This window comes from Gimesia aquarii (genome assembly GCF_007748175.1).
GTDB lineage: Bacteria > Planctomycetota > Planctomycetia > Planctomycetales > Planctomycetaceae > Gimesia > Gimesia aquarii_A.
Map to the genome: position 1 here is coordinate 861,545 of NZ_CP037422.1, position 22,283 is coordinate 883,827.

Annotated in this window: 15 protein-coding genes; 7 read left to right on the forward strand and 8 right to left on the reverse strand. The window is 47.2% G+C overall.

Going from position 1 to position 22,283, the window contains the following annotated elements; all coding sequences use genetic code 11:
* Position 1: 1 nt before the first annotated feature.
* Complete coding sequence (locus tag V202x_RS03555; RefSeq protein ID WP_145171267.1) at positions 2 to 1,378, reverse strand: ammonia-forming cytochrome c nitrite reductase subunit c552; 1,377 nt, start codon at positions 1,376 to 1,378, stop codon at positions 2 to 4.
* Positions 1,379 to 1,431: 53 nt separating this feature from the next.
* Positions 1,432 to 1,932 (reverse strand): cytochrome c nitrite reductase small subunit, encoded by a 501-nt coding sequence (nrfH, locus tag V202x_RS03560; RefSeq protein ID WP_145171269.1) that lies wholly within the window; start codon positions 1,930 to 1,932, stop codon positions 1,432 to 1,434.
* Between the two features lie 254 nt (positions 1,933 to 2,186).
* On the opposite strand from nrfH, the gene V202x_RS03565 reads away from it, so the two are divergent.
* Positions 2,187 to 3,038 carry an alpha/beta hydrolase gene (locus V202x_RS03565; RefSeq protein WP_145171271.1) on the forward strand — a complete coding sequence of 284 codons (852 nt, stop codon included), beginning with the start codon at positions 2,187 to 2,189 and terminating at the stop codon, positions 3,036 to 3,038.
* Between the two features lie 28 nt (positions 3,039 to 3,066).
* Here the strand turns inward: V202x_RS03565 and V202x_RS03570 are convergent, their stop codons facing one another.
* Both V202x_RS03570 and V202x_RS03575 read right to left on the reverse strand, forming a co-directional pair.
* Positions 3,067 to 7,320 carry a PVC-type heme-binding CxxCH protein gene (locus tag V202x_RS03570; RefSeq protein ID WP_145171273.1) on the reverse strand — a complete coding sequence of 1,418 codons (4,254 nt, stop codon included), beginning with the start codon at positions 7,318 to 7,320 and terminating at the stop codon, positions 3,067 to 3,069.
* 82 nt (positions 7,321 to 7,402) lie between these two features.
* Complete coding sequence (locus tag V202x_RS03575; RefSeq protein WP_145171275.1) at positions 7,403 to 8,674, reverse strand: SGNH/GDSL hydrolase family protein; 1,272 nt, start codon at positions 8,672 to 8,674, stop codon at positions 7,403 to 7,405.
* Between the two features lie 211 nt (positions 8,675 to 8,885).
* On the opposite strand from V202x_RS03575, the gene V202x_RS03580 reads away from it, so the two are divergent.
* Complete coding sequence (locus V202x_RS03580) at positions 8,886 to 9,827, forward strand: isochorismatase family protein (RefSeq protein ID WP_145171277.1); 942 nt, start codon at positions 8,886 to 8,888, stop codon at positions 9,825 to 9,827.
* A 60-nt stretch (positions 9,828 to 9,887) separates the two neighbouring features.
* Here V202x_RS03580 and V202x_RS03585 read toward each other — a convergent pair whose 3' ends face one another.
* The 4 genes from V202x_RS03585 to V202x_RS03600 form a co-directional block, all read right to left on the reverse strand.
* Positions 9,888 to 10,313 carry a hypothetical protein gene (locus V202x_RS03585; RefSeq protein ID WP_145171279.1) on the reverse strand — a complete coding sequence of 142 codons (426 nt, stop codon included), beginning with the start codon at positions 10,311 to 10,313 and terminating at the stop codon, positions 9,888 to 9,890.
* A 132-nt stretch (positions 10,314 to 10,445) separates the two neighbouring features.
* Positions 10,446 to 11,390 (reverse strand): DUF1559 domain-containing protein, encoded by a 945-nt coding sequence (locus tag V202x_RS03590; protein WP_145171281.1) that lies wholly within the window; start codon positions 11,388 to 11,390, stop codon positions 10,446 to 10,448.
* A 482-nt stretch (positions 11,391 to 11,872) separates the two neighbouring features.
* Positions 11,873 to 12,943 (reverse strand): DUF418 domain-containing protein, encoded by a 1,071-nt coding sequence (locus V202x_RS03595; protein WP_145171283.1) that lies wholly within the window; start codon positions 12,941 to 12,943, stop codon positions 11,873 to 11,875.
* A gap of 105 nt (positions 12,944 to 13,048) precedes the next feature.
* Positions 13,049 to 14,827 carry an FAD-dependent oxidoreductase gene (locus tag V202x_RS03600; protein ID WP_145171285.1) on the reverse strand — a complete coding sequence of 593 codons (1,779 nt, stop codon included), beginning with the start codon at positions 14,825 to 14,827 and terminating at the stop codon, positions 13,049 to 13,051.
* Between the two features lie 53 nt (positions 14,828 to 14,880).
* Here V202x_RS03600 and V202x_RS03605 point away from each other — a divergent pair, with 53 nt between their 5' ends.
* The 5 genes from V202x_RS03605 to V202x_RS03625 all read left to right on the forward strand — a co-directional run bounded on the left by V202x_RS03605 (position 14,881) and on the right by V202x_RS03625 (position 21,924).
* Entirely contained in the window at positions 14,881 to 17,274 is a 2,394-nt protein-coding gene (locus tag V202x_RS03605) for a PSD1 and planctomycete cytochrome C domain-containing protein (protein ID WP_145171287.1), read from the forward strand.
* 15 nt (positions 17,275 to 17,289) lie between these two features.
* Complete coding sequence (locus V202x_RS03610; protein ID WP_232098816.1) at positions 17,290 to 18,675, forward strand: DUF1501 domain-containing protein; 1,386 nt, start codon at positions 17,290 to 17,292, stop codon at positions 18,673 to 18,675.
* 156 nt (positions 18,676 to 18,831) lie between these two features.
* Positions 18,832 to 20,196: a sulfatase-like hydrolase/transferase gene (locus V202x_RS03615; protein ID WP_145171289.1), complete on the forward strand. Its 1,365-nt coding sequence runs from the start codon at positions 18,832 to 18,834 to the stop codon at positions 20,194 to 20,196.
* Between the two features lie 115 nt (positions 20,197 to 20,311).
* Entirely contained in the window at positions 20,312 to 20,932 is a 621-nt protein-coding gene (locus V202x_RS03620; protein ID WP_145171291.1) for a DUF502 domain-containing protein, read from the forward strand.
* A gap of 95 nt (positions 20,933 to 21,027) precedes the next feature.
* Positions 21,028 to 21,924 (forward strand): metallophosphoesterase family protein, encoded by an 897-nt coding sequence (locus V202x_RS03625; RefSeq protein ID WP_145171293.1) that lies wholly within the window; start codon positions 21,028 to 21,030, stop codon positions 21,922 to 21,924.
* Positions 21,925 to 22,283: the final 359 nt, after the last annotated feature.

Genomic DNA, 22,283 nt, shown 5'->3' on the forward strand with positions numbered 1-22,283 from the left:
GTCAGGGAGTAGACTCCCTGAGAACATTTTGACCTTTTCTTGAAAAGTCGATCGATTCTGCCAGGATACGGGCCGCTTCCTGTCCCGCATGGAAGCCGGAGGAATTCTCAGCTTCAACATAATCAACGTAAAACGTTGCTTTTCGCTGCCATTGCTGAGCCTTTTTGATCTTTTCTTCGGAAACGCCATTTTTCTTAGCTTTGTTGATGTCATCAATCAAGTCCATGAGTGCATCGAGAGCCACTTCGACCAGTTTACGATGGCGTGTCTGAATATTTTCCGTGCGCGCGATCAGTTCCTGGTCACTGGTTTTATGACAGGTTCCACAAGAAGCATTGACATTAAGTAACGGGCTACGGATATGATGGTCGCTGATTTTCATTGCTCCTACACGCTTATACGCCATGTGACAATCCGCGCAAGAGACCCCGGCGCGAGCGTGAATGCCCTGTGACCAGAGTTCAAATTCCGGATGCTGTGCTTTGAGCATCGGCGCGCCGGTTTCGGCGTGGACCCAGTCCTTGAATTCTTCTTTCTCAAAATGCTCATAAGCGGCATCAACGGTCAGCCCTTCAGACCAGGGATAGGTCAATCGTTTTTGATCACCTTTGAAATAATATTCAACGTGGCATTGGCCGCAGACAAAAGATCGCATTTCCTGCCGGGTTGCATCACGGTTGACATCGTAATCCTTAATTCCCTGAGTTGCTTTGTAAGCAGCAATACCTTCCATGAATGCCGGTCGCGTAATCCGTAGTGCCATCGTGTCGGGATCATGACAGTCGATACAGGCGACCGGATGTTTGATATGTTCTTTCGCTTCAGAGTATGGCATGGCATTCAGTTTTTCGAACCCGGCCAGAATGTCTCCGTTTCCTAATTCTTTCATCGCCACATAAGTGGAACCGTGACAATGAATACACGTCCCTGGCTGACCCACTTTCTGGCGTTCAGTATAAAGTTGGTCGGTCAACATGTAGGCGTGTCCGCGTTTCTCACGATAGTCTTTAGAGAATGCATAGCCTGCCCACATCCGTTTCAATTGAGGAATCAATTCCAGTTTGCTGCGCGAAACGATGTCTCGCGGATCTTCGTCAGTTGGAACATGGGGAATGGCTTCGCTGCCACCATAGGTCGTCTGTATCATGTCGGCGGTTTTAAGGTAATCATCGTATTGCAGTGGAAAATTCTTGCCCCAGACCGCGGGGTCAGATGTGTCATCATCGATTTCCACAACACGCATGATGGTCGAGCGGCCTTCCTGTTTCCGTTCAAAGATGTTTGTCAACAGTGCTACCATCGCAAAACAGATTCCTGCAGAAAGGATAACAATCAGAAGCAGTGTGGGGAGTGTGATCTGACTAGTTTGTTTTTTCATGGTTTTTCCGCGAAAGTTAAGAAGAAAAATGCAGCATCAAATTTCGTTATTAATTATGTATCATGACCGACCGTTAAATGACAGCGGATACAAGAATTTGATTCAAGTCGCTCTGAACTATCTTTGTTTAACTCACCAACAGCGAGAATGTCGATTTGATGGACAAGATCAGCGTGACATTTTCGACAGGCCTGCTCTGTCACGCCGCGGTTATAATCTGTAATTCTCAGGTTCTCCTCGAAATCCCCTGTAGTGAAGGCTAACGAGTGAAAAAAACCATTACGTGCTTTACAGTAGTAAGCGGAAACGACATTGTCATGCGGTGCGTGACAATCGTTGCAAGAAGCAAACTTCCCATGCGATGACTTAACCCAGGCATCGAAGTGGCCTTGCATCACATGGCAGTTTGCGCAAGATTTTGAATCCGCTTTGAGATAAGAGGCCCCATTGGCATAACCGAAGGTGAAAGTACCAATGCCTATGACACCGCCAATTAACACTGCGATTACTAAATAGAGCACCGTTTTTAGTTTGAGCCTGGTAATTTGATTCATAAAAAAGTTTGAGACGGAATCTCACCTGAATGTATTTCTGAAGGGAGAGAGCAAATTAGTAGTATTGCTAGTTTTTTCCAAAATGCAAGCAAGAATTCAGTCTGCTTTGTAATGTGAAATTTTGGCAAATTAGCGGTAAATTACTCTCTTTTAATTACTGTATCTAACTCATGATACTTGCTAGTATAAGGACACTCCTTACACAGTCACACTTTTGTAAAATCAGCTCAATCTTCATTCTGGAGACTTCAACAATGAGATATCTCTGCCTGGTGGCGTTTTTGCTCTTATCACTGGCCGCAGTTCCCATTAAAACACCAAAACCAGATGAGAGCTTAGCAATCTGGCCTGACCGACCACTCTTGGAAAAGAGTGACGATGAAGTCAAATACGACAAAATTATTCGCATCACCAAAGTCAAGCGGCCTGCGATCGAATTCTATAAAGCAAAAAATGCAAAACCGAATGCACCTGCCGTTGTGATTTTCCCTGGTGGTGGTTATCAGATTCTGGCTTATGATCTCGAAGGAACTGAAATTGCCGAATGGCTGAATTCGATCGGTATTCATGCTGTCATTCTTAAATATACGGTGCCCGGTAATCAACGGGATGCCGCGTTACAGGATGCACAACGTGCTTTTGGAATCGTAAGAAGTAAAGCGAAGGAATGGAGTATCAATCCAGATCAGATTGGTGTACTTGGTTTTTCTGCCGGCGGTCATCTGGCAGCCAATCTTTCGACCAACTATCAGAAACGCGACTATGCTCCGATTGACGCTGCCGATAAGCTGAGCTGCCGTCCTGATTTTACCATTCTGATTTACCCGGCCTATATCTATGATCAAAAAGACAAGCGTCAGATGGCTCCCGAAATCAAAGTGACTGCAAATACGCCTCCGGCATTCATCGTACAAACTTTGGACGACCGCCGTCTGGTCGATAGTGCGTTTAATTACTGTCGCGCATTAAAAGATGATAAAGTTGATGCAGAGTTGCATCTTTACGCGAAAGGAGGGCATGGCTACGGGATGCGACCTTCCAAGAACCCTATCTCAGGCTGGCCCAAATTGTGTCAGGTTTGGTTACAGGGTGTACTTCAGAACTAATGTGATCAAAAAGCTTGGGCATTTGTGTTTAAGGTCCACCAACCACTTTAAAACGACCATTGGGTTGAGCCTCTGAATTGAGGAATTCAACTCTTAAATCCATTTCACCGCGGGTCGCACGGTCAATTTCAAACGTGATCTGGTTTCGACCGGAAGGTAGTAACAGTTGAGTCGATTCTTTTACCGGAATCAGCGTTTGATTCTGCCAGACTTTCAAACCTTTGACAGAATTGATTTTCATCTTCACATTCCCGGCTTGCGTCACATCGACCAATGCAATTGCCTGTGTCAGCGGTTTCTTGAGATTCAAATCGGACGCGGGGAGAGTACCATTAACCATACTGTAGGCGGCAACAGCAGAATTTTCTAAAGAGGGAAACTCTTTCAGATCATCCGAAGTCAATGGATTGTCCGCCCCACGAAGACGCCAACGTCTGACCACTTGAGCGACACTGGTCGCATAAGGTCCGGGTCGGCCCAACTCGGTTACGAATTTTACCAGATCTAAAAATTCTTGTCGATCTTTTAGTTTATTGGCCAGTCCGAGTGGCATCAGTGAAGGCAGTTTTTTCGTGAATTCGATCTGCTCTGCGGGAATTGTGACTTGTTTTCCCTGCTGGGCCGCGTCTTTGAGGACTACTTTGTTATCATCTTTGACGACTAATATACCGTTAATGACACGTCCTTCATCGGTGACCACCATGATGCTTTCATAGAATTCCTTGATCACTTTGGAAGGACGCAAAAAGGAATCGACGATGTAATCGGGAGGGGAACTGGACCCGATAGCCGCTAAATCGGGCCCCAGCACAGGTCCTGCATTCGAAATACTATGACACTTCATACAGGCCAATTCCATTCTGCGAAAAATTTGTTCGCCACGTTGTGCGTTCCCCTGCTCTCTTACTTCTGCCGCCAGTTCCAGAACGTTTTCTTTGAGTAATTGTGCTTCGAGAGAATCCTGCATCACAGCTCCACCAAAGTCAGTAATCAATGCTTGATTGGTTTCGCCTGTTTCAATCAGATGCTGTCTGATCTTAGCAGCGACTTGGGGATGTATTTGGGTCGAATTCAAGTGCTCTGCCAGAATGTCTGAGCCACCTTTGCGCTTCGTAAACGCAATCAGGAACCAGGCAGGATCTTGTCCGGCAGGATCCTGGTCTAAGATACCCGGAGTCAGTTTGGCCGCCTGTTTTAAATCATGAGCCGCAAGACCATAAACTCCCAGCAAACGCTGGTTGATTGCTTTTTTCGAGTTTGCCAATGCTTTCAAGTATTTCATCGAAGCGGCATTCCCAAGCATCCCTAACGATTCCGCAGCCAATTGTTTTACTTCAGGGTTGGTGTCGGGTGAATTGATATAGCGTTGCAAACGTTTGCCTTCGCGTGTCAGTTTCCAGGAACCAATCAAACGGACCACTGATTTTTGCACGGATAAACCCGGGACAACCGCCGAACGACTGAGCATGGAACCAATATTTCCTTTGGGAATCACACCCCGTTCACGGGCGGCTCGGTCCATGGCATCCAGCAGGATACTAAGTGCTTCCGGCGAAATTCCCTTGCCTCCTTGCGTTTTATATTCACGCGTGACTTCTACCAAAGTAAGCACCAAAGGCTCCAGTTGGTTCGCGTTGGCTTTTTCGGCGACAACTTTTGCAGGACCTTTCAGTAACTCTGCATCGATGCTACCAGCGTTCAAGAGGTCAATGATCACATCGATAGATTCATTGGAAAGTAGATTTGCCAGAGCGTAGTTTTTATGTTCTGGTTTCTCAAACCTGACTTGGCCTTGTTGATGTGCCTTGAACCAATGGGGTTGTAACCCGTCGATGGTGAGCTTCAATCCATGTTCCAGATAGCGATCCATGGGGGCATCAATGGCTTTGACAGCGATTGCAACAGACTGTGCATCGGGAATATAACCTGCTGTCAGGATTGCTTCGAGTCGTACACGCGGATGCGGATCGTGAATGGCGGTTTCCAGCAACTTCAGTGGATTTATAACATGAGGATGCCAATAACGCAGCACCCTCAACCCGGCAGCTCGGGCGCGGGCGTCTTTCGACTTGAGTACTTCGCGCAATAATGTTTCATTGATGACACCGATCGTTTGATAACACCAGAGTGCCTCCAGTTGGTGATGTGCGAATTTTGATTCTTGTGGATTCAGGTTTGCCACCCATTGATCAAGCGCCTGCTTCGCTTGCCGTTGATCGGCATCATAGAGCACCCGTTTCACCTGATGTCTGGTATAACTTTCCGGATCTTTTAAATGGGAGACCACTTCTGAGAGAGGAACGCCAATCAACTGAGGATGTTTGACCAGGGGACGGTCCTTATAGGTGACTCTCCAGACGCGTCCATGTGTGGTGTCGCGTCGTTCGTCTCGAAAACTATGTTGCATGTGACCAATCAGTGGATTGTACCAGTCCAGAATGTAAGCCGCGCCATCCGGTCCCATCTTTAAGTCCACAGGACGAAAATAGGAACTGCTGGATTGAATGAGTGGATCGAGACCTTTGATGCTAAAGCCGGCTCCGTCATCAGAGACTTCATAGCGCGCCACAACGTGTGCCTTATACTGGTTGGTCCAGATTTCTCCTTGAACTTCATCAGGAAAATGACGACTGGCAACAAATTCACCCCCACACTGTTTTGTTCCCGAACCGCTGGCATCAAAGCCAAGTTTGGCGTGACTGTTTGCCGTTAAGGGGGCAGAGAAATAGAGTCGTGGGTTATCAATAATGAAGGACTGTCCCCAGTCATCGAACATGTGGCCCCAGGGGTTTGACGCGCGATAGTCGGCAAAGACGTTTAATTTCAAGGTCCGGGGATGAAACTGGAACACGCCTCCGTTTTCGAGCCTCACGGTTCCATAGGGAGTTTCCACTTGCGAGTGCATGAAAGTCCCTTCCTGAAAGTAAAGCCAGCCACCCGGTCCCCAGCGCCAGGCGCTGATGGAGTGGTGGTTGTCCTCCGTAGCAAAGCCGGTCAGCACAACTTCCCGGTGGTCGGCTTTTCCATCCCCGTCCGTGTCTTTCAGAAACAAGAGATCGGGAGCATTCGCGACATAGACGCCACCATCTCCTAATTCAAGTCCCGTGGGAACATACAATCCATCAGCAAAGACCGTGGATTTATCAGCACGACCATCCTGGTCTGTGTCTTCCAGTACCACGATCTGATCGTTTGGTTTTTCACCCGGCGAGACCTGAGGATACGATGTGGAACAGATGACCCACAATCGACCTTGTGGATCCCAGGTCATGTGAATGGGATTCACCAGCATGGGTTCAGCCGCAAACAGGTTCACTTCATAACCGGGCAACATCGAAAACGTTTTTCGTTCTTTTTCCGGTGAATGATCTTGTGTGATTTCAAAAGGACGTTTCAGATTGGGAGCGGAATTTGCGACAGCCATTCGTTCGGGAGTCGTTCCCACCGGCTTTTCCAGACACCAATGGATGCCATTGATCAATAACCGATTGACGGTATCGAGCTGGAATGATTTTTCGTGACCAATCGTAGTGGCAAACACACGGCCACCCCATTCGTTCTTCCAGGTCCAGGCGACGGGCCAGCTCATTTCGGATTTTAATTCATGTGTCCCAAACCGGTTTTTGATTTTTCCTGTGCGTTTTGACTTTCCCGTTCCCATTAAGAGCGGAGTTGCCTGTTCGGGGAGTTCTGTTTTATATAGCGTTCCAGGATCGATGAATTTGGCGGCGACTCCATTCAGAATTTCATGATTTCTGGATGGTAACACATGTTCGACAACGGTCTCGCCGGAGAGGTGCAGAAAGTAAGCTGATCCCAGTGCCCGCTTGCCAAAGCCGTGATTCCATTCGAATAACGGATGATCTTGGGGGTAAGCAAAGGCATGGGTACTTGTCCGCAAGCCAATGACTGGCTTTCCGGACTTCACGAATTTTTGAATGTGAGCAAACTGCTGAGGTGGGAGTTGCAGAAAACGCATATAAAATACAGCAAGGTCAGCCTGTTCCAGTACTTCCAGGCCAGGCAGGCCCAGTTGATTTTTATTCCGTTCCGGATTCCCTTGGGGAACAATGACGGTTGTTTTAAAACCGTACTTTTCCAGTTGTTTAGCAAAGACTGGTATTGTTTTCTGTGGTGAATAATGTGTGGTCCCCACCACAAACACCACATGTGGTCGCTGATCTTTTTTATCTGCAGCAAAACTCTGGTGTGCATTGAGAAAGAGTACAAAAGAAACTAAGACTGCCAGGAAAAAATGGATGAGTATGAATCGTTTTGACATATTGAACTCTTATGAACGAAGGTTTGTGAAACCATTTGAATCGAAGCATTGTACAAAACAGGACGACGGAGAATGACAGTCTTTATTCGAGTCTGATCAGTTCCCATCTGGATGTTCCGCTGGGCAGTGCCTGTTTTTGAATTGTCGTTTCTTTCTGCTGAATCAGTTTCCCAAAGGTTTGCATTTCCGGAGGAAAAGAGACCGCCCCAAAGGGTTTGGTGCGACGGCCAAAAATGTATTCTGCGTTATGTGCCCGATAGACATAGAAGAACAATTCATTTTTTCGATCTATGTTGGCACGTAACTCATTCACTTGTCTCTGTGATGGGAGATTTTGTAAATGCAGCCCCCTGCCCCAGTCTGAATGGCTGGCTTTAGCAATAGGAGTTCCATTCACCGTCAGTCGATAGACTCCCGCTGGTAAATTTTTCACAGTCAATTTTGGTTGAGCGGTCAGTAATTGATTGTGGACAATGGTTGAGGCCGGAGGTGCAGGAATCGGTAGCGTTTTTTCTTTGACAGTAAATTGAATGGTGTCAGGTTGAAATGAAGTTTCAATGATCTTGGCGCTCGTGGCTTGGATGTGTTTGCTTTTCATATCGGCGGCAATTTGGGGGCTTTTGATTTGCGTTCCCAGTAATTGACTGGCAATGATTTGATCAATGACCCAATACCCATACTCGTTCAGATGAATTCCATTTCGAGTGAGTTTCTGCGAAGGATTTTCATCCATCTGTTTTTTTGAGGCAGTAAAGAGATCCACAAACGGAACATGGTATTTTGCCGCAACTGCTTTCATCGCTTGAGTATATTTCAACAAACTTTGATTATGTTCTGCCGGATCGGGAAGTGGTGGTCCCATGGTTTCATGCGCAATTGGTGAAATCATGACGACCTGAGGTGCCGACTTCCCATTATATTGCTGCGCTGCCACATGCTTGAGAAATTGTTCCCAGTCATCGGTAAATTGCTTCAGGCCTGCCTCTCCTGCAAATGATTCGTTCATTCCAAAACAGGCGAGAATCATATCGGCTTTTTGTTGTCGGAGATGTTCATCCAACGAACCAAAGTTCAGAGGCCGTGGTCGTAAACTTAACGTGTCTCCCGACCAGGCCAGATTACGAAAGGTGATATTTTTCACCGGTGCGTGTGACGTCAGTAGTGTTTCCAGGTAGTTATTGAGGCGTTGTTGGTCGGCAAACGTGTTTCCAATCAGGACAATCCGGTCTCCCTCTTTCAAAACGAGTTGATCCTGTTGATTGACACTCGAATTTTCATCTGCCCGTGAAGTCGAAACAAAATGAGAGACAAAGCTGAGTAAGAGGAACGTCAGCAGATAAGAATGAATTCGCATTTAACTCCCACCTTGTACCGTAATTTGGAGAATCGATCATGACGTGGTTTTATTATGTGTTTCGTCTTGGGCAAAAAAAAGACAACCCCCAGGATGAAATGAGGAAGTTCACTTTTTCTTATGAGATTCTGGTTGAATTGATCGCTTTTCGGCTTCACAATACAGACTGACGAATTAATTAATTTTGTTTCAGAATCCATCGGGAGCCATTATGAAAACTGTAAGTGATCAACAAAGACGTCATTTTTTAAGTACGGTTTTTCAAAGCTCTGTTGCTGGCTTTCTGTTCCCATCACTCTCCACTTTTGCGAATGAAGCAAAAAAAGAATCTTCCCGAAGCATTCCCCCCGTTCCCGGAAAATTCCGGATCAACTTACGGAAACGCACGGCTAAAAAACCTGCGACTGCAAGTGTGGAGCAGGCAGAGTGGAATGCCTCGGAAACAGCGATCATCATCTGTGACATGTGGGCCGATCATCCATGTAAGATGGCTGCCCAGCGCGTCGACCGGATGGCACCAAAAATGAATCAGGTGATCTCGCAGGCACGTGATCATGGAGTTGCCATCATTCATGCACCCAGTGGCGGAATCCAATTGTACGAAGAGACTCCGTTTCGGGATCGGATCAAAAAAGCAAAACCAGCAAAACCTCCCGTGCCAATTCAAGGCTGGTGTTACTTGAATCCGGAGAAGGAACCTCCGTTGCCAGTGGACGATACGATTAAGAGATCGACCGAGTCCAGCATACGGGGGTGTGATGATCCAATTGCGGACTACAAAAAAAATACGGATCGTCATCAACATCCGGCGATCAAGATCATTGGTTACGATGTGATTAGCGCGAATGGGCAAGAAATTTTTAATTTCATTGAGCAGGAACAACGCAAAAACATTGTCATCATGGGCGTGCATACCAACATGTGTGTATTGGGCAGACCATTCGGAATTCGTCAAATGAAATACCTGGGCAAGAACGTCGTCTTGTGCCGTGACTTAACCGATGCGCTCTACGACCCCCGTGATCGACCTTACGTGAGTCATACAAGGGGAACCGAAATGATCATCGAACATATCGAAAGTCACTGGTGTCCCTCGATTCTCGGTCGCGATTTAACGAAAGTAATCCCCGGTTCGAATAACCCTGATTCGTAAACCTGGATTGGTTTCAGGATTCTCTGTTCTGAGTCATTTGCAAATCACCGAATTCGCTCACTATTTTTTCAAATCAAACGTCACGGTATTCTCTTGATTACCTTTGATCATGGCGTTTAGACCTGATTTTTTGACGTCGTTATATTTTTCAGGAATGAGTGAAATCGTTCCCATTCCAGAGAGATCCTTCGGATCCGGCTTCGTTGAGAAAATGGTCACTTTATTATCACCCACTGGAGCACCATCTCCTTTAGTTGTTGTCGTTACATCAATAATTTTTCCTCCCTTGATCATTCCTGAAGCAGATCGGCCTGATGTCGGATGAAAAACGATCGTCCCTTCTTCCAGAGGTTTTCCGTTGAATTGAACCGTTCCACTTACTGGTGCGACCTCTGGGGCATCGTCAATGTCCCCTCCACAACCAGTAATCATGAGGCTAATCGTGAGTAATAAGAAACAAACGATTCCTGACTGAGAGCCTGACATAACTCGCCTTTCAAGTTGGGAGTAGTTTAAATTTTGTATTGAAGGATTTAGATTCAATCATGCCTTACTTCATGCGAATGGCACAAAGTAAGGTGTATGATTAAATCCATGTTTGACTCGGAAGAGGAAAGGTTATCCGCCAAAACCACTCACGGTATTGCCGTCTGCTTTGTCGCCCAGGTTTCGGTAAAGGTTGCCATCGATATTTTCGCTCAGAAAATGCACACTACCATCGGCCATTGTGAAGAAGGCACCCCCTTCATGTCGGCTGCGAAAACCGATGCAGGCATTTGCATCGCCGATACTTAGAGTACCGGCAATAAATTCCTCATTCCGGAAATTGATGGGATGTGCCATTGTTCCCCAACTCTGGTAACCCCAGTCTTGCCAACGGCAGAAGGGCCCCACGACTTCGCCGATCATAATGGTATTTGTCGTTCCGTCGGTCACATGGCTGATTTTGGCAGAGTATCCACTACGGCTGAACATGCCTCGCACATCTCGTGATTTCGGAACGCCACCAAATTGACCATAACCAGCCCCCGAGGTACCCGGAGTTGTGGCAGCACCATTGGGGTGACCTCCGGCTGAGATGGCGTAGTCTGTTTGTGCGCGCTGAGCGCCACCGACATCATCTGCCCCGATGTCGGTATCCTGAACGAGTGGGTCTGAAGGGCATTCAACTGCCTTGAGTCGTTCTTGTTTCAAGGCGAGATTGGTTCCATGCATTCCATCTGTGCTGAAATTCATCTGATTATAAATGGGTGCCTGATCGATATAGGGCAGAATACGCACCGTCCAGCTATGGCGGATGCGCCATGTTTGTGGTGCAGGTGAACCCGGGTCCCCAGCCGCACAACAGGTTTGTTGAAGGGGGAATTGCGAAAACACATCGTGATAGTTATGAAAGGCCAGCCCCAGTTGTTTCATATTATTCTTGCAGGAACTACGCCGGGCCGCTTCCCGAGCCTGTTGCACGGCGGGCAACAGTAACGCGATCAGAATGGCGATAATAGCAATGACAACCAGTAACTCAATCAGGGTAAAACCATGCTTCTGCGAGCGTTTCAGATTCATGTCGCTTTTCCTTTGAAAAATAAAAGTAAGTATCAATACAAGAACATCTATCTCAAAATGGCTGACATAATAATTAGAGTTGTTTAAAAATGTGTTTGTGTTAAAGTGTGGCTCCCAATAGAATTAAAACGAATTTCAAAATACGATTTGGATTCAGGCTGGATATGTTGGGCTTCAGAGATCACGCAACAAAGAATCGAATATATTAATACATTGGTTCATTAATATACATGCGATTAATATTTACTCTACAAAGAGTTGCGCAAACTTGTCAACAAATTTCTGACAATAATTAAAATTTTGGCTTCGTATCACAACGAGAATGCTCACAGGGGGTTCGCAGTCTTTTACTGTGCAAAAATCAGCATTGTGAGCCAAGAAATGGGGTGAGATGACATTCTTTGTTAAACCGGAATGCCATCAGTCAGAAAAAAATGAATTCACGATCGCCAGAGAACGCTCGTCAAGCCCGGCTTTCAATTTTAGCCAGCCACTTTTCGCATCAGCAGTTCAAGCGGACCGTGCTTGAAGAATCGCATCCAGACGACCGCGTATATAGTTGCCAGAACGCAGAACGCTAAGGCGGCCAGAAGAGATGCTTGAGAGGTCTGCGTTCCGAGCATTCCCAGAGCATCGAGTGTGCCCATACCGATGATGATATGCACGATATAAAGTGTTAATGTTTGACGTCCCGCTGCGGTGAAAATGTTGAGCAAGTGCGCTCTTTTTAGAGATGACTCCACCAGCAGGCAGAACCCAATGACCGTACAAGCGATGCTGCCGCCTGCCAGCATGTAGAATGGCATGGGTGGAACCGGCGCGGTCGAGAACAGGATCGCGGCTTCTGCGTCCAGGGGACTAATCGTTTTCACTAGCCAATAGGAACTCGCTGAAATCAGCGCGAACGCAGTCGCTCCACCAATGAACAGTTTTCGTTGTACAGATCGACTTCCCAGGTTGAGACGACTGAGTAAGATTCCAAACAGCAGGAAGGCCAGCCAGGGGATTACCGGATGCCAGCCGTTGAAAAATAAGTTTCGGACAAAGCCTTGGAGTGTCCAAAAATCATGATAGCTATAAGTCTGCCAATTCCAGCCTGCGTCATAGTTAAAGAATAAGATCATTCCGACAAAACCGACAATGAGTCCACTCATTGTAACAACGAGACACCATCCCGGTGCACGTAAAAGCAGAACACCGAATAAAAAGTAAAATGCATAATAATGGATAATGTCGGCTTCAAAGATCAGAGAATTAAGCAAGCCTACGACTAAGAGGAACGCTGCTCGTTTCAGTGTTACTTTGAGTGTCTGATTCCAGGCGTCTCGTTTCGTTCCCAGACCTAGTCCGATTCCAGCAAGTACCACAAAGGTAGCCGCCGCTCTTCCCTGTAGCGACTCCGCAATTTGGCTGGAGAAAGTTTCTTCCGCTTCTGGCGCTACCATCACGACATTAAAATTAACAATGACCATACCCACAAGTGCGACAAATCGCGCAAGATCAATTCCTTTCAGTCGATTTTGGTCCTTGGGTTTCAAACGCTCGTCGCTCATTTTTCTATCATCTTCAGAATCAAAACTCATATCAAATTCGGAAATACAAATGGACTGATATCATATTTGTCGATTTACATCGAAGAATATTAGATTGAATATGAACTAAGGATGGATTTTGGATTTTCCCAGGTATTCGCCTACCAGTCGGCCGCTGGTAATTGCCCAGGCAATATGTAGGCCGTGTCCCCAGAGGATTTGCCCGCCCATCCCGTTACAACCAATGGCGTATAATCCAGGAATCGGATTTCCGCTGTCGTTCAGGGCCTGCAGTTGTTGATTGATGGCGACGCCTCCTTCCGTGGTTGTGAAATAGGCTTTCGCTGGTCCCAATAACACCCAGCGATTTCCCGTAAGTGCATGTGAATCGTGTGTGCGTCCAAAGGCATCGGGCTTTTGACCAGCAATATACTGGTTGAATTGTTCAATTGAGTCGCTCAGATTTTGAATATTTAAATTGCGCGCTTGCCCCACAGCGTCCAGTGTCGTTCCTTCGACACTCACATCAGGTCGCAACTTCAGATAATCGTTTACGTAAGCATATGCAATTTTAGGAGCCGTCGATATAAAATGTGGCCATTGGCTATAGTGGGCAGCGATTCGTTCATCTAATAAAATGAATGCGGCTTTCCCCGGTTGCTCAGAGATTGCGATTTCGCGTTGCGGGGAATCTTTTTCGTTACAGAAACGCCGCCCTTCTGAATTCACTAAAATCGCACCGTCATCAAACAAGGAATTCTCAGGATGTTGCCAGGTTAAGAGCAGCTTTTTAATCCGCCAGTTGATTAATGCTTGTGGCATGAATGGTACCAGCCGCCCCATCAGTTTTGCCAGGAAACCACTGGTCGGTATCAATTGTTCAAAGGGATCTCCGGGTGGGGGCACAAAACGTAATTCCGGACCGTAGGTGATGTCCATATTCAGCAGTCGCGCGCCGACTTTCTCGGCGAGCAGATGTCCGTCACCGCAAGCTTTGGGATTAACGCCTTCGATGGATATAAATTGATCACCTTTAAAACGTCCGATGAGTTCTGGTGCGTTTGCATAATCACCGGCGGCTAACACAACTCCTCGTTTGGCTTTGATCGTTTGTCTTGCTCCCTGAATCGAAGCAACTACACCCGTGACTTCTTGCTCATCAAAAACCAGTTCGACAACAGGAGCATCACAAATAATGGTTCCTTTCCGCTTCAAGATTTGAGATTGAAACGCAGCGATATAAGCCTTGGCGTTCGGAACAATATTGTGCATACGGGGAACACGGTTAGGGGGCTCCGGATTGGGACCGTGAAAATAGAGCCCCATGCCGTGGAGCCATTCCAGGGTTTCTGCCGTCTGTCCCAGAAAGAAACGACGTAAGGTAGGATTGTTCCAGGCTTCAATTTCAGGAGTTGCAAATTGCCCTGCGTCCTCTTCATGATCATCGGCGTTGTCATTGATGTTCGCCTCTCGCTGCATCCGGGTTCCGTTCGCGGTAAAGGAACCGATGGCCATACCTGTTGTGCCACCCAACTGAGATTGCTTCTCCAGAACCAGGACACTGGCTCCCATTTCAAGTGCACGCACGGCTGCTGCCAGACCGCTGCCACCTCCGCCAACGATAATCACATCAAATTCGACCCGCACGTTACTTTCTCTCTGTTGAAAATCTGTTTGGTGAACCTCTGATGGGAATGGTAGCAGAATCGTCGCAAGATTGGAAAATGACTGAAACCGTGACTCTATTTCACTTTGGTAAAGAATCACATCTCGCATCAATTCGGCAAACTTTAGTGGTTGCAACTGGATTCGCTTAAAAAGTAGTGTCTCGCTCCAGGCATGCCGAAAGATTCTTAAGATTCTTGACTTAAACGCATCAACCAAGTACGATCTATTCTTGTTCACTAATACTTTCCTTAACGCGTACGACTCCTCCCTCCAGACTAGAATTGTCGGCCATGCGTAGACTTACGACTCTGATTTTTGCCGCTTGCTGGTTCATCACGAGTGCCTTCTTTGTGGTGACACCCGTTTGGAGCGCAAAAAAGCCGTCTGGTAAGTCAGTTCACGCGAAAATGGATCCCAAACAACGGGCGTTTTTTGAAAACAAGATTCGTCCGGTACTTGTCAAAAAATGTTACTCCTGCCATTCTTCCCAAGCGGAAGAACTGGGCGGCAAACTGCGGATGGATACGCGTGATGGCATGCGCGTTGGAGGCGAATCAGGACCGGCTTTTGTTGAAGGACGGCCGAATGAAAGCTTACTCATCCAGGCGTTGCGATACGATGGTCTGGAGATGCCCCCCAATGAGCCTCTACCAGAATCTGTCATCAGTGATTTTGTGACGTGGGTCAAAATGGGCGTGCCGGATCCGCGTGTGGCTCACCCGTTGATTGCGAAAAAACCAACGGAAGAAAACACTGAAGCGAATCCCGCGCTCTGGTCGTTTCAACCTGTTTCCGATCCTGTGATTCCTGCCGTTCAGAGAGAAGAATGGTGTTACGACCCCATCGATCAGTTTATCCTCTCTCGGATTGAGTCAAAAGATTTGAGACCTACCGAAGATGCGACTCCGGCAACATTGGTACGACGATTGCATTTCGATTTGATTGGTCTTCCCCCGACGGTAGAACAGGTGGAATCGTTCGTTGCCGATTATCAACGCCGAGGGCAACGGGCCGTCGCGCATCTGGTTGACGAATTACTCGCGTCTCCGCATTTTGGGGAACGCTGGGGTCGGCACTGGCTGGATGTGGCCCGCTACGGAGAATCCAACGGTAATGATGGTCTGGGGCGTAATCCTACATTCCCTCATGTCTGGCGGTATCGAGATTATGTCATTCAGGCTTTGAATGCTGATGTGCCCTATGATCGTTTTCTGACTGAACAGATTGCCGGCGATTTGTTACCCGCTACTAATCCGGAAGAAAAAGACCGCTTGCTGGTTGCCACAGGATTTTTGGCCATCGGATCAAAACCAGCGAAAGCAATGAATGTTAACTTTCATATGGATGTGGTGAACGATCAAATTGATGTCATCAGTACGGGTGTCATGGGACTCAGCGTGGCTTGTGCGCGATGTCACGATCACAAGCATGATCCGATTCCTACCCGCGACTACTATGCCATGGCGGGAATCTTTTTAAGCACTGAAACCATGTGGGGGTTTGCCGCAAATCAACCATTAACAGCGCCGGAAACTCCCTTACATATCCTGAAATCGAAGAACGTCTACATTCATCCGCCGGAAAGCGGTGTGAAACCCGTAATTGATAAGCATACTTTGTCGAGAAAAAAGAAACCGAAAAACATCTACCCTCCCGGAACACCACTGGCGATGGGGGTTCGCGAAAAGAAAAAGCCGGTCGACTGTAAAATCAATATCAAAGGGGAGTCCAAGAAGCTGGGTCCGAGTGTGCCCCGCGGATTTCTGTCGGCTTGCAAGATTGAACAACCACCCCAAATTACAGCCAAGTCGAGTGGTCGTCTGCAACTGGCTGAGTGGCTGACTTCTGCGGATCATCCGCAGACTTCTCGGGTCATGGTCAACCGGATCTGGCTGCACTTATTTGGTCAAGCACTCGTACGCACGCCGGATGACTTTGGCGTCTATGGCGAACGTCCTACGCATCCTCAATTGCTGGATCATCTGGCAACACGCTTCCGTTCAGAAGGCTGGTCTATCAAACAATTTATTCGCAGTATCGTACTCAGTCGCACCTATCAACTCAGCAGCTTCTGTGACGAGGACATACTGGATTTTGATCCAGAAAATCGATTCCATTATCGGCATAATCGGCGTCGTTTAGATGCGGAATCTCTACGGGACAGTATCCTGGCCGTCAGTGGTCAATTGAATTGGGAACCCGGTCGGGGATCTGCGATTGCGAATGTGGACGAACTCGTGAATAAAGCGAGCAATCTACATCAACCCAGTAATCATCGCAGTATTTACCTTTGCCTCTTACGTCATTCCGAGCCACCAGAACTCTCGGCCTTTGACTTGCCTGATTCCACCAAGCCTGTCGGAAAACGGAATGAAACCACGCTGCCAACCCAGAGCCTGTTTCTGATCAATAGTTCGTTTCTCATTGATCAGGCACAACACTTTGCCAAAGACATCCTGGCAATGTCGAAACGGGATGAGCGAGATCGTGTGATTCAAGTTTACAGAAGCGCTTTGAACCGCGCACCAAGTGACAGTGAATTACAACGATCGCTGACGTTACTGAAAAATGTGGATACGGAACTCAAAGAAGAGATTTCCCAGGACGCCATTCGTCAAGTGACCGTCTGGGCAACCCTCTGTCAGGCTTTGTTATCTACCAATGAATTTCGTTACGTTGATTAAATTGACGAGTTAACTATGAATCACAATCGAAAGAAACCAGTCATGCCTGTCATCTCGCGACGTGAAATGTTACGTTCGGCCTCTTGTGGATTTGGCTATCTGGCACTATCTGCACTCTGTGGCCCACCATCGTTTGCCCGAGATTCCTCTGTGATTGCCAATCTTTCCGCCAGATCACCACAGCGACCCGCGCGAGCCAAACGCGTGATCTTTTTGTGCATGAGTGGTGGCCCCGCTCAAATGGATACGTTTGATTATAAACCGCAAACCGGGAAGAAAAAACATCCGGGGTCTATCTTCAAATTTGATCGGCATGGAGAAAGTGGTCTCTGGATTTCAGAGCTACTACCAGAAACAGCAAAACATGCGGACAAGTTATGTGTGCTGAATGGCATGCACGCGGATATCACGAATCATGCTCAGTCGTTTCTACAATTACATACGGGTGACCGATTGCGTCCCCGTCCCAGTTTGGGATCCTGGGTTGTTTATGGCCTGGGTACGGAAAACCAGAACATTCCGGGTTTCATCAGTCTTTATCCTTCGAAACCCTCTGTCTATTCCAGTGCGTTTCTACCACCCGTTTACGAAGGAACTCCCATTGGCCTTAATACCACGAATATGTCGACTGCTACAATCAGTAATATCAAGAGCGAGCATCTCCCTGTTTCTGTCAAACGACAACAACTGGATTTTGTGCAAGCCATGAATCGTGAGCATGCCTCTCTTCGTCCCGATGATGCCCGTCTGGACGCCGTGATTGAATCGATGGAACTCGGATTTCGAATGCAGATGACGGCTCCCGAATTACTCGACATCAGCCAGGAAACCAAATCGACGTTAGAACGCTATCGCGTGGGACAAGGTAAAACGGTTGGTACTTGTAAAGATTCGGACTTTGGACGTCAGTGTCTGTTAGCACGTCGTTTTGCTGAAGCAGGTGTGCGTTTTATTGAAGTCAATCACGGCAGTTGGGATCAACATAAAAATCATCGTGAGGATCTGACTGCAAACTGTGAATCAACGGATGCTCCGATCGCTGCATTACTGGAAGATCTGGAACAACGTGGCTTACTTGAAGAGACACTGGTTGTCTGGGGGGGCGAATTTGGTCGTCCCGGTCTGGTCCCCGAAAATGGCAAAAACGAAAGCGGCCACAACGCACGTGGCTTTACGTTCTGGATGGCCGGCGGTGGCATCAAACGGGGGCTTGCTTACGGAAAAACCGATCCTACAGGCGCGCGAGCCATCGAAGGCAAAGTTCATTTCCGTGATTTGCATGCCACGATCTTACATCAATTAGGACTGCATCACGATCAATTAACGTTCAAACAAGGTGAGCGAGAGTTCCGGCTGACAGGCATTGAAGGTGGGAAAGTCGTCCACAATATCATTGCATGATAAAAAACTCTACGCTATGGTGAGCTGTCAGAAATCACTCGTACTTCCTTTTCCGCAAAACCTGAACAGGGTGATGCTGTTCGAAAACAGATGCAATCATGAGCCAGGTAGGTTCCACTGTCTGATGATTTGCGCGAGATATGTTCGGAAATTGACATGCAGCATACCCTAAATCAGATTTGCCTTGGTCTCTTTTTCTTTTTGATCTTCTTTTCTGATCACGTACAGGCGGCAGAGAGACCTAACTTTCTGATTATTTTCACGGATGATCAGGGACTCAACGATGTCGGCTGTTACGGAAGTGAAATTCCGACACCGAATATTGATCAGCTTGCGAAAGAGGGTTTGCTGTTTCGTCAATATTATTCCGCCTCTTCGATTTGTACCCCTTCCCGCTTTGGGCTTTTGACAGGCCGCAACCCAAGCCGTTCTCAGGATCGGTTATTGGGGGCCTTAATGTTTATGAGTCAGTTGGATAAAAATCGCGGTATTCAACCTGGCGAAACAACCATTGCTGAGGTTTTACAACAGAACGACTATCAGACAGCGCTAATTGGCAAATGGCATCTGGGGCACGGAAACAAAACATTGCTCCCTACTTCCCATGGCTTCGATTTATTTCGTGGGCATACAGGAGGGTGTATTGATTATTTCACAATGACGTATGGAAATATTCCCGACTGGTATCACAACCAGCACACTGTTTCCGAGAATGGTTATGCGACCGACTTAATAACCGAAGAAGCAGAACATTTCTTGAAAGGTCAACAGATTGCCAAAAAACCGTTCTTTCTATTCCTTTCTTATAATGCCCCGCATTTTGGTAAAGGCTGGTCCCCCGGCGATCAGAGTGCGATTAATATTATGCAGGCGCGAGGGTCTGATTTGAAGCGGGTTGGGAATATTAAAGATAAAGTCCGCCGTGAGTTTGCCGCGATGACTGTTGCGCTGGATGATGGAATCGGTCGTGTGATGACTGCGCTAAAAAATAATGGACTCGATCAAAATACTCTGGTGATTTTCATGACTGACCATGGTGGCACATACGTTTATGGCGGTAGTAATCAACCATTTCGAGGAGCGAAGGCCAGTCTGTTTGAGGGAGGAATTCGTGTTCCCTGTATCATGCGCTGGCCTGGGAAAATTCAAGCGGCTACTGAAACAAATGAGGTCACCTGGGCCCTGGATCTGTTTCCAACAATCTGTCAACTGGTAAATGTCGATACTGGTGGCTTGCTTCTCGATGGTCAGGATATTTCCAGCTTGCTGACTAAGCAAACGCCTGTCGGAACCAGAGAGTTGTTCTGGCAACTTGGACCACACAAAGAATTAAAACGCGGACGATGGACCGCATTACGCCAAGCGGACTGGAAATACATCCAAAATGAAGGTGGCGAAGAATTTTTGTTCGACCTCAAAGCCGATCCTTACGAGAAACAGAATCGAGTAACGGACAAGCCTGGCAAACTGAAAGAACTCCAGAAACATCGGGATGAGCTTGTGAACGAACTGTCGCCTTAGATCAAAACTCTAACCAGAAAACGACTCTCCTTTGACAAGAGGAAACTGCTGTACTACAAGTTGATTCAGGACTAGCAGGATGGCAGTCTGAAATTTTAGGAAAGATGACACATTCATGTCACAGCATGTGAAAAAGAGTTTTGGCTTTTTAAAAACGACCGCCATTGGGGGATTGATCTTTTTATTGCCTTTGATTGTGATCGGTGCCTTAGTTGGTCAGATCGTGCCGATTGTCTTATCGGTGGCGAAGGTACTCTCCGAATATATTCCCGTACAGACTCCGGCGGGAATATCGCTCCTGGTTGCGATCTCGATTGGCATCGTACTCCTGATGTGTTTTGCTGCGGGCCTGATTGCCCGTTGGTCCATTGGCAGAAGCCTCTCTCGCTTTGTGGAAAAAAATCTGATTTTGCTTTTCCCCCGTTATGCCATCTATCGTGAACAGTTAAAGGGCAGTATCGGCGGTGACCATAACAAACCGGAAATGATTCCCGTTCTCGTTCGCATTGATGATGTCACACGTATTGCCTTCGAAGTAGAACGAACAGAGGGACCACTGGTTTCACTTTATCTGCCCGGTTCGCCGGACCCCTGGTCAGGTTTTGTGATCTTCCTAACGCCAGATCGTATCGAACCGTTGGATATTCCGTTTTCGGAAGCATTGGGAATTTGCGAACGCATGGGGCGCGAATCACTGCATTTCCTCGAACAACAGCAAAAACCTTCCCAAAATTAGCCAAACTTAAGGTTTCGTTGAGTCAAAGTGTGATGTAGGATAAAACTCTGACTTACGAGAGATCCCACCCGAAAAATCATTCTGGAGACCCCGCCATGCCCATTCACCTGCCCACTCAGAACCGTCGTCAGTTCCTGATTACTTTGGGAGCAGGACTTGTTGCAAGTCAAACCGGCGTTTATGCCACTGAAACGCAAGAGGAAATCGTCTATCTCTTAAACGATACACACATTGGTGAAAAGCATCCCGCTAATTCGCCAGTCCCCAGTCATCTCAGGCAGGTTGTGAGTGAATTAGTCGGGCTGAAACGAAAACCGGCTTGTGTACTCATCAATGGAGACCTGGCGCTCAAAGATGGACAACCCGGCGACTACCGTCACTTTGCCAAACTGATTCGTCCGTTGCGTGATGCAAACATCGAAACTCATTTGACGTTGGGAAACCATGATCAACGTGATGTATTTTATGAAGTGATGAAAGAAGAGCAGCCGGAATCGCCGCCAGTGAAATCACGTCATATTTCTGTTGTGCAAACCAAATACGCCAATTTCTTTTTGCTGGATTCACTACACAAAACAATGGTGACACAGGGAACCCTTGGAAAAGCACAACGTACCTGGTTGGCCAAAGCTCTCGACGCCCATTCTGAGAAACCCGCCATTATCGTCACACATCATAACCCTCGGTTGGGGGGGAATCCAGTTCACTTTCCCGGTGGCTTAACCGACTCGGCTGAATTGTGGGAACTTCTAGTAGCACGCCCACAAGTCAAAGCCTACATTCACGGACACATTCATCACCGCGGCAACGCACAGCATCAAGGCATTCATATTTTTAATACACCAGCCACGTCCTACGTCGCAAATCCCGACAAATCGACCACCGGCTGGACCATTGCCAGGTTGAGCCCAAAAGGGATTACGCTCACGACCCGCACGAATGATGAGGAACACGCCTGGAATCATCAATCCAAAACACTTCACTGGCGTTGAGAAATATTCTTTCTTCCTCAGGAAATTGACTTTGTCTGTGCCGAATTACGTCCTGTAATAGCACAGGAAATCAGATATCTTTAGAGGTCGAGGTTTTTTCAAAATGAGTATTCTCAATTTGTAATCTTTGATTTTCTTTCATTCCAACTAGACCACACGGTTCTATCATGTCAAGATGTCTGGTTAAAATTACGCTTGGGTCACACAAATCACTGCGAAGCAATGAAACAGATTTTTAAAGTAAAACAGACAACAGGAAGTCACGATGGGCGAACATGCAATTATGTCACTAGCATGCATCCTTCTTGCCGCTATGGCATGTCAATGGATTGCCTGGCGTGTGAAACTTCCCGCGATTA